We start from the raw sequence: 14108 nt of genomic DNA, 5'->3' as shown, positions 1-14108 counted from the left end.
ATATATAGCTAGTCTAGATGAAATTTAACTTTAATTGTCCCCACCTACTTAAACGCCTGCGGCGTTAAGGGTTACTAACGTTGTCACAAACTTTTTTGTCCTGTTCCTTAACTTTGACATTTGTCCGCAGATAGTCCTCCACCCAATCACAACCAAATGCCCAAACCTGATCAAGATTAACAACTCGCTCCAAATCCCACAAAATTACGCTTTTGTCTACACTAGCAGAGGCAAGGGTGCGACCATCGGGACTAAAGGTGATATCGTAGACGCGATCGCTATGGGCTTCTAACGTGACTAGCAGTGTACCGTCCTTGCGCCACAGTTTAACCGTCTTATCTAAACCCGCAGACGCCAGAAGTTGCCCATCGGGACTAAATGCAATATCGTTGACGCGATCGCGATGCCCGTCTAGGGTGGCTAGTAATGTACCATCCCTTGTCCAAAGTTTAATCGTATTATCCCAACTCGCGGAAGCAAGGCGCTGACTATCGGGACTAAAGGCTAAGCCAAGAATACTATCACCATGTCCGGTTAAGGTTTTCAACAATGTGCCGTCCCTTGTCCAAAGTTTAATCGTTTTATCTTGACTTCCAGAGGCGATCAATTGACCATCTGGGCTAAATACCACGTCAAAAACTACATCACGATGTCCGGTTAAGGTTTTGAGTAATTTACCCTCCCGCGTCCAAAGTTTGATGGTATTGTCGGTACTAGCAGAGGCAAGTAACTGACCTTCTGGGCTAAATTCTACACCGTAAACTCTGCTGCTATGTCCCCGTAAGGTTTTCAATAAAGTCCCATCACCTTGCCAAAATTTAATCGTTTTATCTCCACTCGCCGAGGCAATTATTAGCTCATTGGTTGGCAGTGATTCAATAGTTTCGCTATTGCCTTGATTCTTTTCTTTCTGCTTCACTCTGCCATTTTCAGAGGGAAAATTAGCCTTCACTGGCGGAGCAACAGCAACATCTAACACGGCTTCATCATGCCCCTTAAAAGACGCTAACACCTGACCATCACGTCGCCAGAGTTTGATCGCACCATCCCAACTCCCGGAAACCAGAGTTTGACTATCTGGACTAAAATCAACACCCCAAACCGCATCTTGATGTCCTTGGAGAAAGGTTAATAAGCTTTTTTCTTGCGTCCAAAGTTTAATTGTACCATCCAAACTCGCAGACGCCAACATTTGACCATCGGGGCTAAATGCCACCGCCCAGAGTCCATTTTGATGCCCTTTCAAAACACTGAGTTCGGTTCCATCTGTTTGCCACAGTCTAACAGTTTGATCCCAACTTACAGAAGCAAGGGTTTGACTATCGGAACTAAATGCTAAACCAAAAACTCCATCCGTATGTCCAGTTAACGTTCTCAGTAATAGTCCATCAGGTTGCCAGAGTTTGACGGTTCCATCTATCGAACTTGAAGCCAAGATTTGACTATTGGGACTAACAGTTACATCATTGACCCCACCCTGATGACCTTTGAGAGTTTTCAGTAACGTCCCATTAGGCGTCCAAAGTTTGATAGTGTCATCCCAACTAGCAGAGGCAAAGTATTGACCATCAGGACTAAAGGCTACACTGCGAACTTCTCCGCGATGCCCTTTTATAATTCTAGAAACAAAGCATTCTTGGGGATTGGGCGCTCCTTCAATTCGTTCGAGGGAATGGTTTTGACCCTTTGCAACCCTCGATGGCATGATTTTAAATTTTGTGTAGGGGCGGGTTTCACGCTGATCATTTTTTGTCACCCTAATGTTACTAAACCCGCCCTCATTCCCCCTATCTCTCTCATCTACCTTGTCGGCTAAATTCATACAAGTTTGATCAATTTTCCAAAGTCTTATTGTCTGATCATCACTCCCAGTGACTAACATCTGACCATTCGGACTAAAGGTGATACTATTCACCTGATTAGTATGCCCATTAAGTGTAGCTACTAATGTGCCATCATGCCGCCACAGTTTCACTGTTTTATCCTTACTTGCTGAAGCAATGAGTTGACTATCTGGGCTAAAGGCTACGCTTTTAACGGTATCACTGTGTCCCTTAATTGTGGTTAAGAACGTTCCATCAGGTTGCCAAAGCTTAATCGTTTTATCGTCACCTGCTGAAGCAATCATTAAACCATCAGGACTAAATGTTACATCATGGACTTGCTGGTGATGACCAGAGAGGCGATTATGCTCTCTGACACCATACACTGCCTTTCTTAGCACTTTTTCAACCGAATGTTTTGTCTGGGTATCCACTCGACCTAAAGCTTGTAATTTCTGTTTGGCTCGCAGGGCGGCGATTAATGCCTCTAATCGTTGATCGAGGGCAAATAGTGCTTCTGAAGACGTAGTAATTGCTTCAATCTCACTAATCGCTAACCTGCGGTTTTGCACCAGAATTGCCCCAGCCAATCCACTGACTATAATTAACATTGCCGCAAAGGTTGCTAATAGTAATCGCTGCTTTTTAGCAATCTGACGTTCAGCGGTGAGTCGTGCTTCAACCTCCTTGATGCGTGCGGCTTCTATCTGCTGTTGTACTTCATTGCGATCGCAGATTTGGCTGGCGGCTAAGAATTGATAGTCTAAGTCACTCAAACTTTTGCCCTGAGACCATTGTTGGGCATCTTTTAACGCTTGTCCGCGCAAGAGTCGTGATGAATCCTGAAAGTGGGAGGCAACCCAAGCAGCTAAGGCTTGAGAGTAAGGGCGCAGATGGGTAAATTGGGCTTCAACCCATTGCTGATTAAAAATGGCGGAATAAATTCTATTTTTTAGTTTTAATACTCCTTTTTCTTTAAGAACTAAGCCCGATAAAAGTAATTCTGTTTGTTCGCGGCTATCATCGGTAGCGATATCAATACCCTGTAAAATTTGTTGATAAATGCCCAGTAATCTACCCGCCCGTGCTTCGTTTCTCAACAGGCGATCGCGGACAGTACGTAGGTGTTCTGGTTCATCCTGAGATTCCCAATGCCGAATGATGCGATCGCGTACCACGGATTCAACCCAAAAGGCTTCAGTACCCGGTGGAATTTTTAGATCATCTCTCACTGTATTTTGCGCCACGTCTAGCACCAGTTGACACAGCTTTTGGGTTAAAAAAGGTTGCCCTCCTGTCCAGGCTAATATTTCTTTAATAATGGCTTCAGGTTTAGCAAATTGTTGGCTGAATCCTTGGGTTAAGGGTTGGGCTTCGTCCAGTTGAAAGCCGTGCAGTTCTATGGCTTTGCCAATATTAAATGGCGTGCGCTTTTTGTCGGCAATTAAATCGCTGGGTGTGGCGACACCAAAGATAGCAAAGGTGAGGCGATTGTAGTCAGATTCTAGACTACGTTGATTATAACAAAACCGAATTAGGGCAAAAAAGTCATCAATAGGAAAATTCAAGCTTAAAATACTATCAATTTCATCGATAAATATAATAATGTTTTTGGTAGGGAAATGGGTTAAAAGAATTTCGCTGATAAATTTATTAAATCGTTGAGGCAACGAAATATCTTCCTGCTCCTGCCACCATTTTTTTAGATTAACCGTTTTAAACAGTTTAAATTTGCGAGTTAAATCCAGAACTAATCCCTTATACCACTGATCAGGCGTAATTGTTTCCGAACCGATCATGGTCATATCAAGCGTGGCACATTGGAATCCTTCTTCTTGCAAGCGATGGTGGGTTTGAACTAATAGAGACGATTTTCCCATTTGCCGACAGTTGAGAACATAGCAAAACTCACCCTGTTTTAGAGCATGATACAGTTCGCGATCGGCTTTTCGTTGAACATAGGTGGGAGCATCTTTGTGTAGACTCCCACCGACTTGATAAAGGGAAGTGTTTGTCATTTGTCATTTGTCATTTGTCATTTGTCATTTGTCATTCGTCATTTGTCATTCGTATGTAGGGTGCGTTAGCGAAGCGTAACGCACCATTTCAAACAATAGTAGTGAAACCCGCTCCTACATAATCTCCCTCATCTCCCCCATCTTACCCAGCTTCCTTTCCACAAAATTAATCCCGACAAAAAAAGTCGGGTATGTTTGACGGTGGTTTTGGGCTGTGTTACTATCAGCAAAACGTTGACGAATAGAGAGAGACCACATCATGACCCAGGCAACCATCCCCCATACATCCAATACATCCAGCACCTCTGCTACATTCAAAAACCTCACCTGTAAAGAGTGTGGTGCTGAATATGAACTCCAACCCATCCACGTTTGCGAGTTCTGCTTTGGTCCGTTGGAAGTCACGTATGATTACGACGCCCTGCGCCGCCACGTCACCCGTGAGACGATTCAGTCAGGTCCGAATTCAATTTGGCGCTATCGTTCCTTCCTACCCGTAGCTACCGATAATCCTATTGATGTGGGGACAGGGATGACACCTCTAGTCAAATCCCATCGTCTCGCCCGCCGCCTGGGTCTAAAAAATCTTTATATTAAAAATGATGCTGTAAATATGCCCACCTTGAGTTTCAAGGATCGGGTGGTATCTGTAGCCCTCACTAGAGCTAGAGAATTAGGATTTTCTACCGTATCTTGTGCCAGTACAGGGAACTTAGCTAATTCTACCGCTGCGATCGCGGCACACGCGGGCTTAGATTGTTGTGTATTTATTCCGGCTGACTTAGAAGCGGGGAAAGTCTTAGGTACATTAATCTACAACCCCACCGTAATGGCAGTAGAAGGCAACTATGATCAGGTCAACCGCCTCTGTTGTGAGGTTGCCAATACCCATGGTTGGGGATTTGTCAATATTAATTTGCGTCCTTATTATTCAGAAGGCTCAAAAACTCTGGGCTTTGAAGTCGCCGAACAACTGGGTTGGCAACTACCGGATCATATTGTGTCGCCCTTGGCTTCCGGTTCTCTGTTCACAAAAATTTATAAAGGCTTCCAAGAGTTCGTCAAAACTGGCTTAGTAGCGGATAAAGCGGTGCGCTTCAGTGGCGCACAAGCCGAAGGCTGTTCTCCCATTGCCCAAGCCTTCCGGGAAGGACGGGATTTCGTCACTCCGGTAAAACCGAGTACAATTGCTAAGTCGATCGCGATCGGAAATCCTGCTGATGGCATTTACGCCCTAGAGATCGCCCAGAAAACCAACGGTAATATTGAATCCGTCACCGACGCCGAAATCGTCGAAGGGATGAAACTGCTGGCTGAAACTGAAGGTATCTTTACCGAAACCGCTGGCGGTACAACAATTGCCGTTCTCAAAAAATTGGTGGAAGCTGGAAAAATTAACCCGGATGAAACCACCGTTGCCTATATCACTGGGAATGGACTCAAAACCCAAGAAGCAGTTCAAGGCTATATTGGAGAACCCCTCACCATTGAACCCAAATTAGACAGTTTTGAGCGAGCATTAGAACGGGCGCATACCCTTGACCGTTTAGAATGGCAACAAGTTTTGGTTTAATACGTTGACAACCCTCACCCCCAACCCCTCTCCCAAGCTTGGGAGAGGGGAGTAATACCAAATCCGACGACAGGAACCCCCTTTATCCCTTAGCCGATGAAAGCCTGTTGCCTTGTCTCTACTCATGAAGGGGGTCGTTAACCCGGCTTGGGTAGAAGAAGGGAGGCAAAAAGTGCGAGTACACAGCCCAAAAGCTGACCAGTATTGCTTATCACCTTAAGTTGTTTCCCTATATCTCTACTTGGAAACATCTCGAACATCTACCCATTAATCACTGATTCCAAATCTATGGCTGTAAAAGTTTTAATTCCTACCACCCTCCAGAAATTCACTGACAATAAAGCAATGATTGAATGCAGCGCTGGCAATGTCGCTGAACTTTTAGACTCCCTCGAAATTAATTGTCCTGGAATTAAAGGGCGCTTGTGTGATGATCAAGGGAAGCCGCGTCGCTTTTTAAACTTCTACGTCAATAGCGAAGATATTCGCTTTCTGGATGGCACAAATACCCAACTCAGCGATGGCGATGAAGTCAGCATTGTCCCTGCTGTAGCGGGCGGTTAATTTGAACGAAAAACAACGCCACGAATGTTGCGTAGAGACGTAGCATGCTACGTCTCTACATCCGTTAGAAACTGTGCCAATGCTTCACGATTCGGTAGTGAAGGCTGCGCCCCGGCTTGAGTAACCGAAATTGCCCCGGCTGCTGCACCCCAAACAACGGCTTGTTGTATCGATAATCCCTCAGCCAACGCCACCGCTAATGCGCCATTAAACGCATCACCCGCCGCCGTGGTATCAACAACTTGAACTGGAAAGGCTGGTATAAAAAAGCGTTCAGATGGGGTGCTACAGTAAACGCCTTGGTTCCCCAATGTCAGAATGACAGTCTTCACACCTCGTTGCTGAAGGATAGGCGCGGCTTTCTGGGCTGTTTCCAAACTATCCACAGCAAAACCCACCAACTGACTGGCTTCTATCTGATTGGGAGTGATAATATCAACCAGGGTATACAGTTCAAGTGGAATATCCTGGGCAGGTGCTGGATCAAGAATCACCGGAACCCCTGCATCATGGGCAGTTCTAGCCGCTTCAACAACGGTAATCAGGGGAATTTCTAGCTGCATCAGTAGCGCGGTGGCTGTGGGTAAGAGGGGTTTGAGGCGTTCCACATCGGTTTGATTTAGTTGTCCATTGGCACCTGCTGTAATCACAATCTGATTTTCGCCCGTTTCATCAACCAAAATCACCGCCACACCGGAACTTGTTGAAGTATCCCGCAAAATTTTATCTGTTTGCACACCTGCGGCTTGTAAACTTGCCAGCAGTTGATGGGCAAATGCATCATCTCCCAAGCGCCCAACCAAATGAGTCACCATTCCCAGTCGTGCGGCGGCAACAGCCTGATTTGCCCCTTTCCCCCCAGAAGCGGTAAAAAACTCAGATCCGTTCACCGTTTCACCCGCAACAGGTAAGCGGGGAGTTTTGGTGACTAAATCGATATTGATGCTACCGAAAACCAGGATAGAGTTCATGGCACAAGATAAGAGTGCAATTTCAGAGTAGCGCTATCCGCTCAACACAGGACAACTGTGGACAAGATAGCCACGAACCAAAATTTACTCTTGAGTACCAATATCATCACAGAGAGTGCGATCGCGTTCTTTCACCTTGGGATTATGCTTGAGATAATTCCGCGCCCAATTGCATCCCCGTTCTAGCAATTTATCCAAATCAGAATCCCACACGGCAATGTTGTCATAACCGCCAGCCGCAATCAGTTGACCATCCGGACTGAAACTCACGTCATGACTGCCTATCCGATCAAAGGTTGTCAGTAGTTTACCATCCAAACTCCAGAGTTTTACGTTTTGTGTACTCGCTGAAGCAATCAGTTGACCATCGGGTCTAAAGTTGACACTGGTCACTGGATAGTCATGAGAGAATGAGAGAGTTGTTTTGTCATTCAGACTCCAGAGTTTAACGGTTTTGTCATCACTCGCAGAAGCAATAAACTGTCCATCAGGACTGAACGTTACCCGATTGACGCTATTGCCATGTTCGTTGAAGGTTTTAATTAATGTACCATCAAGCTGCCAAAGTTTGACGGTTTTATCTTCGCTGGCTGAGGCAATAAATTTACCGTCGGAACTGAAACTCACATCATTAACATGATCAGTATGTCCCTTAAGCGTTCTAATTAATTTGCCTTCCCGGTTCCAGATTTTAACGGTTTTGTCATCGCTAGCAGCCGCAATCAGTTTACCGTCGGGACTATAACTGACGCGGTTCACCTGATTTCTTGGTTCTTGAAGACTTTTCAGCAATGTGCCGTCAGTTTTCCAGATCTTCACTGTATCATCAATCCCGGTAATGGCAAGGGTTTCGCTGTTTGGCAGAAAGTTTAGATCAGTAATCGCATCTCCCTGTCCCTGAATAGTCTGCTTCAATTTGCCTTCAACACTCCAAAGTTGCACAGTGTTGTCATCACTGCGAATGGCAAAGCTTTGGCTATTGGGACTGAAAGTCATGGGTATGGGTTCAGTTTTATCTTCCTTAAAGAATCGATCACTCTGAAATGGAATAGTTTTTATAAAAGTGCCATCAGTTTTCCAGAGTTCCACTGTGTTTTGGCTAGTTAGCAGGGCGATCTTTTTACTGTCTGGACTGAAACGATACCTAACTAAAAAGTCACTATATATGTCGTTGTACAGTGACTCAGCCTGAACTTTAATAGTAGCAAGTTTACTTCCATCACGCTGCCAAAGTTGTAATATTTTATCATCTTTGACCGTCAACAATATTCGGTAATCATGACTGTAGCCTTTTGTTTTTTTGTCAAAGGTATTGAGCAAAGTACCGTTTAGATCCCAGAATTGCTTACTGTTGTCATCTTCAGTAACTATTGTCTTGCCATCCGAGCTAAAATCTTTAATCCAGCCATTGACTTTAAACGTGGCAATTTTAGTGCCGTCGATTTTCCAAGTTGTCAATGTGTTATTAGTGTAAATATATAGAGGTAGAGGGTTATCCAAAATCGCCAGAGTCTGACCATCAGGGCTGAACCTAACATTAAGAAGACCATATCCTTGAACTGTCTTAATAATTGTTCCATCTCTTTGCAAGAATTTTACATTGTTATCGCTATCATGAATAACCAATGTCTCACCATTTGAGCTTAAACTGATGTTATTAATTCTATCTTTGTAACCTTTCAAAGTTTTAATTAACTTGCCATTCCGTTGCCAAATTTTAACAGTGTTATCTTTACTTGCTGTGGCAATAGTCTTTACATCAGCACTGAAATCGATCAGATATATCTGATCTTCATGCCCCTTGAGAAATATTTTTGATTGATCATCTTTGTTTGACAGTTGTGTATGATTATTATTTGTTAGCGCTATGTCATTAGCACCTAAACTAATTGTTTCATCAATATTGGTTCCTTTAAGGGTAAATATTTTACCAGTTTCGCTCCAAATTTGTAAAACTTTATTGCTACTGGCAGCAGCCAAAATCGGACTGCTGGGGCTAAAACTTACTGTTGAGTTTTCTCCTGGAAAGCTTTGTAAGAGTTTGCCATCTAAACTCCATAATTCTAGTTCAGTATTTTTATTTTTGATTTTGCTGAACCCATATCGGGTATAAAGTGTAGTAGTGGAGGCAAATAGATTAGAATTTAAACTAAAATTTATATGAGTTGCCGTACCACTCAAATCAATATGTCTGGGAGTTTCAAAACTAGATTTTTCTACATCCCATAATTTTACTGTGTTATCTTCACTTCCAGAAACTAGCATTTTTGCATCTGTACTCAAGTCAATACTACTAACTTTATTTTTATGACCTTTTATTAATCTAAATTTTGCTTTCTTTTCGTTAAAAAATGGAAGTAGTGTTACGTATTTTGTGTTTGAATAAAATGGATCAGAGAATGCAAATATTTTCTGATTAGAATCCGATATTTCCCCAAAGTAATTATATTTTTTTATCAAGAAACCGTCTTGTCGCCATGAGAATAGGGATTGATCTAACTGAGATATAATAATTTGACTATCCGGACTAAAAACTACTTGATTAACAGAAGAACCATGATTTAAGGTTTTAATTAATTTACCATCCTGACTCCAAAGCTTTACCGTTTCGTCATCACTAGCAGAGGCAATTAGCTGACCATTTGAACTGAAACTGACGCTATTGACCTTTTTATCATGCTTGAGCGTGGCAACTTCTTGACCATCAAGCTTCCAGAGTTTTACAGTTTTGTCTTCACTCCCCGATACAATTAGCTGACTATTGGGGCTAAAGCTTACACTGGTAACAGGTTTATCATGTCCTGTAAACGTAGCAACCGCTTGACGTTCTTTACCCTCAATACGCCATAGTTTAAGGGTGCTGTCTTCACTTCCAGAAACAATCCATTTTCCGTCCGGGCTAAAGTCAATACTGGTAATCGTATCCTCATGTCCTTTAAGTGTAACAACTTCCCTACCATCCACACTCCAAATCTTGATCGTTGTATCCTCACTACCCGATGCAATTAACTGACCATCCGAACTAAAAGAAACACAAGTTACTGTACCGCTATGTCCGTGAAAACTATTCACTTCTCTGATACTGTAAACCACATCCTGTAATGCTGCTTTTACTTTAATTTCAGTCTCAGGATTGACGCCAATTGACCAACGTTGCAGCCGTTTTCCTGCCTTTAAGGTTTCAACTAGCGCCTCTAAATCTTGGTTTGAGCTAAGTTTCCTTTTCGCTTCAGTAATCCGAGAATTGAGATAACTATCATTCTGATTCAGTAACACAAATGGCAAGAATATTGCTAACGCGCCACTAAGCACGCCGAGTCCCACTTTCCACACTAATGAACGGCGAGTGTCTTCGAGTTGTTGTCTCAGAACTTGGTTCAGCTTGGCTTCCGTCAGCTTCCGTTGTTCTCTCTCTTTCTCTAATTCCTTAATTAATCGCTCAGATTGTTGATGACGCACAAATAATACGAGATAATCGTGAACCAGTTGATAGCGGTCATCTGGAATAGCCGGAACTCTCAAGACTATCCCTGATTCGACTAACACCTCTAAAACTAAATCTAGCGTTGTACTCTTTACCTCTAACTCCAATTCCAAATCCGCACGAGTTTTTAGAGGGCGAGTGTTATTCTCATCAGTGAGCAAATACAAGACGAGTTTGGCAACCTGCTCATTTCCTGATCCACAATCTTGAACAACATCAGCTAAAAACGCCTCAACTAATTCCTCCTTAGACCCATATTTTCGATACTCCTCCCGCGTAGTAATCTTCTTCGTTTCCAGTTGATATCCCACGATCTGCAATTCAATCGGACGCACTTCTCCCAAATCCTTGGCTAAATCCTGCACCAATTGGTCAACTAAATCTGGCTCAAAAGGTAAATGCGATCGCGCGGTTAAACTCTGAATAACTGATTTGGCGTCTGCGGCTGAAAAATTTCCCAAGTAATAGAGAATATGATCAGGAGCTTTATAATCTTTGGGTAACGGCGTTGTGCGGTTTAACTCTAACAGATAATAAATATAGTCTTCCCGCATGGATAAAATAATTTTGACATAAGGAATCTCTACACATTCGCGCAGAAAGTCATAAAAATCTCGTCGGCTGGCTGGATCTTTGTGATTAAAGAAAAACTCCTCAAATTGGTCAAAAATTAGCACCGTTAATAGTTGGCTGTGTTCATTTTGACGCAATTGTTTGAGAATCGTTGATCGGGTTGACCTAACCCCCCCAGCCCCCCTTCCCTGCAAGGGAAGGGGGGAGTCAGAACTTCTTTTATTATCCCCAATTAGATCAATGTTAGAGCCTCTCTTAGCTCCCCCCTTTTTAAGGGGGGCGGGGGGGGAATCAGATTGAGTCTTTAGAGAATCCTTAGCAGAAATAGAAGAACGATTAACATTCTTCAACGCTTCGACTAAACCCTTATCTAATCCCCCTACCCAATCCTTATAAACTTGTAGCAAAACAGGGACAATATCCCGTCCTTCAAAATACGTCTGTTGCAGAATCGGAACCAATCCCGCTTGCAAAATCGAACTCTTTCCTACCCCAGATGACCCATAAATCACCGTCAATTTGCGATCGCGTCGTCGAATCCGTTCTAACAGTTCCTCTACATCCCTCTGGCGTCCAGAAGACGCGACGATTTGGGATAAGGATAACCCCTGTCTTCCCCGAATACCGGGCTGAATAACCTGTCGCGGCGGGTGCAGGCGTCCCGCCCCAATAAATGCCCGTAAGCCATATTGGGTCTCGATTTGCCGTTGTTCTAATTTTAAATGAAAGGCGTCTAAATAATCGCCTTGTTCAAATTTCAGAGTGCGTAAGTCTTGCAGGATTTGAACATAAAGTTTCGGGTCATACTGATGCAGGGGAATGGTGGCATTTACGCTAATCTCTCTCGCTGTTGCCAATGTCGCGATCGCGTCTTTTTCTTGATCCAAGTGTTGCTGGGATTGTGCCAGAATAAAATAACACAATCCTAACCGTTTAATCTCAAACTCTGATACCTGTTGCCAAGCCTTAATCCCTTGCTGTGCCAACTTTTGAGCATCCCGCCATTGACGTTGATTTAAAGCAACATCGGCTAAAAACCCATAATCTTGGGCGATTTTCTGAACATCCCCCTGCTGCTGATGCCAAGTTAATGCTTTTTCCGCTAAGTGTTGTAATTTTTCCCAGTCACCAACCTGTCTCAGTAAATCCCCAAATTTACAACTATGATGAACCAAGGAATCGGTGCAGCGTTCCTGATGCAAATGCTGCCAAGCTTGCTGCACATAGTCCCAAATTTTTGCTTGATATTGCTCCCCTTTCAGCGCATACGCCCAAGCCAGATGCAGTGACGTAATTCCCTTATGTTCTCCGGACTGATGCTGTTGCCAAAGGGTTAAACTTTGCTGATAGTAAGGAATGGCTTCATCGATGTGATTGTTTCGGGTGTGAATGATTCCCAAACTTAAGCATAAAATAGCATGAAACTCAGGGGGGAAATTTTGTCCTTGATCGGAGTATGATTGCAGAATGGCTTGTAATTCGGTATCATCTAAGGTTAAGTTTTCCTCATCTGCCAAGGCTTGGTTCGCTGTTTCTGCAACTAATGCCATTAGTGCAGGTTCAGGTAACACAAATTCTAACTTTGGACTCGACCAATTGTAGAGATCCATGGCGACTCGGATCAGCCGTTTGCATACCTGATTAGTTACCCAAAAGACGACGGGAAAGGGACACTGGCGAAATAAATCCCGTACTCGATTGGTGGCGATGAGTAAGTTATCGAGATCCGTTACTGACTCAAACCCGGTGACTAATACCGCATCCGGTTTTTGATTCTCTACATGATTGTGAATCGCGGTATAGATTGTCTGCGCCGATGAGTCTAGAGATAACTCAAATAAATTGAGGGAACAGCGTTGGTGTAGCAGGTGGAGAATCTGCGATCGCAAACAGGTATAGTTACACCGCGCCAGAATCAAGGTAAACTCTCCCTGGGAATGGGTAAGCGATCGGGTTAGGGTGTTTAATGCCTGATCGTTACAGGCGGCAATTTCGGCTAGGGGATCTGGGGTTGGGGTATTCATCGTATTCGCGTGAGACTCCGGATAAGAGCGAAGCAAGCCGGAGAGGAATAGCGGTCAAATCTTGCTACTCAATGTAGTAAGATTTGACAATCCAGTTGAAGGCACGGCGATTAATCCCGTGCTTAGCTGCAACAACTGGACTTTTTTGGCAGTAAATTGCCCGATCCGTTTCCAATTGGCATTACTAACAGAAATCTGTGTTTTGGTGTCTCCAGAACACCAACCTGTGTAAGTCTTTCCCGCTTTTTCGGCTACAACCTTGTCTCCTTTCCTAAAGTTATGACGAGTAACTGTACCGCCGTACTTTCGTCGCTTACCACCCTTAGATGGAACGCACAAGTGTAATTTTCTGCGACTAACGGGCGGTCTACGGACTACCGCAAATGGCGCTGGTGTAATCTGAACACTACCTTTCCAGCTACCATGTTTGGCGTTGTCAGAATGCCATTCCCGCCATTGAACAAACTCAAAGTGTACAACTTTGGCTTTACCCTTTTTCAGCCAACGTCTAGCACGGCTAGGTAAGGTAGGCATTAAAGGTTTGCCTGATTTTGATAAAACTGGTACTCGTAACATTGGAGATAATCCTCACGAGTGAGTTTGTAGTCCCTTCCCGCATCTAAACCAAGATGTCCTAAATGAATAGCGACTCGACAAAAAGTCTTAGAGATAACTCGGACTAGGGAAGCATCCGAGAGTCTGTACCAGGTTTAGACTCAACACCTCGGCTTCGCTCGGTGTTGACCCTGAGCGAAGCCGAAGGGTCAATGCGGTATTCAACGGTTTAAATCACCGTTTGTCCGGCAATCCCCAACTTCAACAAAGTAAGTTGGGGTTGTTGAACGCAATCAATTAACCTAGCACAATCAGGTAGAAGGCAGATGGCTAGTCAGTAAAAGTAATTGGTTGTGCCATTGACCTTAGTTCAGCGACTCGCCCCTACAGATATATAAATCGTATCGCAGGGGTACTGGTGTGACACAGCTAAAATTGTGTAGGAGATTTTACGGTTAAATCGGACGCACGTCGTTTATCCGTGTAAACTTCAGGTGAAAAGCTTTTCCCTGTGAGAGTTTGA

At 43.8% G+C, this 14108-nt stretch carries 6 protein-coding genes; 2 read left to right on the top strand and 4 right to left on the bottom strand.

Features of this window, described 5'->3' with window-relative positions; translation table 11 throughout:
- Positions 1-64: 64 nt before the first annotated feature.
- On the bottom strand, positions 65-3841 hold the full coding sequence (locus RIG66_RS05840) for a WD40 domain-containing protein (protein ID WP_446376083.1): 3777 nt from the start codon (positions 3839-3841) through the stop codon (positions 65-67).
- A 259-nt stretch (positions 3842-4100) separates the two neighbouring features.
- Between RIG66_RS05840 and thrC the strand changes: the two genes are divergently transcribed.
- Positions 4101-5414 (top strand): threonine synthase, encoded by a 1314-nt coding sequence (gene thrC / locus RIG66_RS05835; RefSeq protein ID WP_446376081.1) that lies wholly within the window; start codon positions 4101-4103, stop codon positions 5412-5414.
- 288 nt (positions 5415-5702) lie between these two features.
- Entirely contained in the window at positions 5703-5978 is a 276-nt protein-coding gene (locus RIG66_RS05830) for a MoaD/ThiS family protein (RefSeq protein ID WP_044207393.1), read from the top strand.
- 47 nt (positions 5979-6025) lie between these two features.
- Here the strand turns inward: RIG66_RS05830 and rbsK are convergent, their stop codons facing one another.
- From rbsK to RIG66_RS05815, 3 genes are all read right to left on the bottom strand, one after another.
- The gene (rbsK, locus tag RIG66_RS05825) at positions 6026-6949 is read right to left on the bottom strand and encodes a ribokinase (RefSeq protein WP_446376080.1); all 924 of its coding nucleotides are present in this window, start codon (positions 6947-6949) and stop codon (positions 6026-6028) included.
- 84 nt (positions 6950-7033) lie between these two features.
- Positions 7034-13030 (bottom strand): WD40 domain-containing protein, encoded by a 5997-nt coding sequence (locus RIG66_RS05820; protein WP_446376078.1) that lies wholly within the window; start codon positions 13028-13030, stop codon positions 7034-7036.
- Between the two features lie 54 nt (positions 13031-13084).
- On the bottom strand, positions 13085-13606 hold the full coding sequence (locus RIG66_RS05815; RefSeq protein ID WP_446376076.1) for an RRXRR domain-containing protein: 522 nt from the start codon (positions 13604-13606) through the stop codon (positions 13085-13087).
- Between the last annotated feature and the right edge of the window lie 502 nt (positions 13607-14108).

This window comes from Coleofasciculus sp. E2-BRE-01 (assembly GCF_040221695.1).
GTDB lineage: Bacteria > Cyanobacteriota > Cyanobacteriia > Cyanobacteriales > Coleofasciculaceae > Coleofasciculus.
This window is presented reverse-complemented; position numbering and strand designations above follow the sequence as displayed.

Bases quoted from the DNA above. Each gene is read 5' to 3' on its own strand.
- RIG66_RS05840 (WP_446376083.1), bottom strand. From the start codon at position 3,841: ATGACAAACACTTCCCTTTATCAAGTCGGTGGGAGTCTACACAAAGAT.
- thrC (WP_446376081.1), top strand. From the start codon at position 4,101: ATGACCCAGGCAACCATCCCCCATACATCCAATACATCCAGCACCTCT.
- RIG66_RS05830 (WP_044207393.1), top strand. From the start codon at position 5,703: ATGGCTGTAAAAGTTTTAATTCCTACCACCCTCCAGAAATTCACTGAC.
- rbsK (WP_446376080.1), bottom strand. From the start codon at position 6,949: ATGAACTCTATCCTGGTTTTCGGTAGCATCAATATCGATTTAGTCACC.
- RIG66_RS05820 (WP_446376078.1), bottom strand. From the start codon at position 13,030: ATGAATACCCCAACCCCAGATCCCCTAGCCGAAATTGCCGCCTGTAAC.
- RIG66_RS05815 (WP_446376076.1), bottom strand. From the start codon at position 13,606: ATGTTACGAGTACCAGTTTTATCAAAATCAGGCAAACCTTTAATGCCT.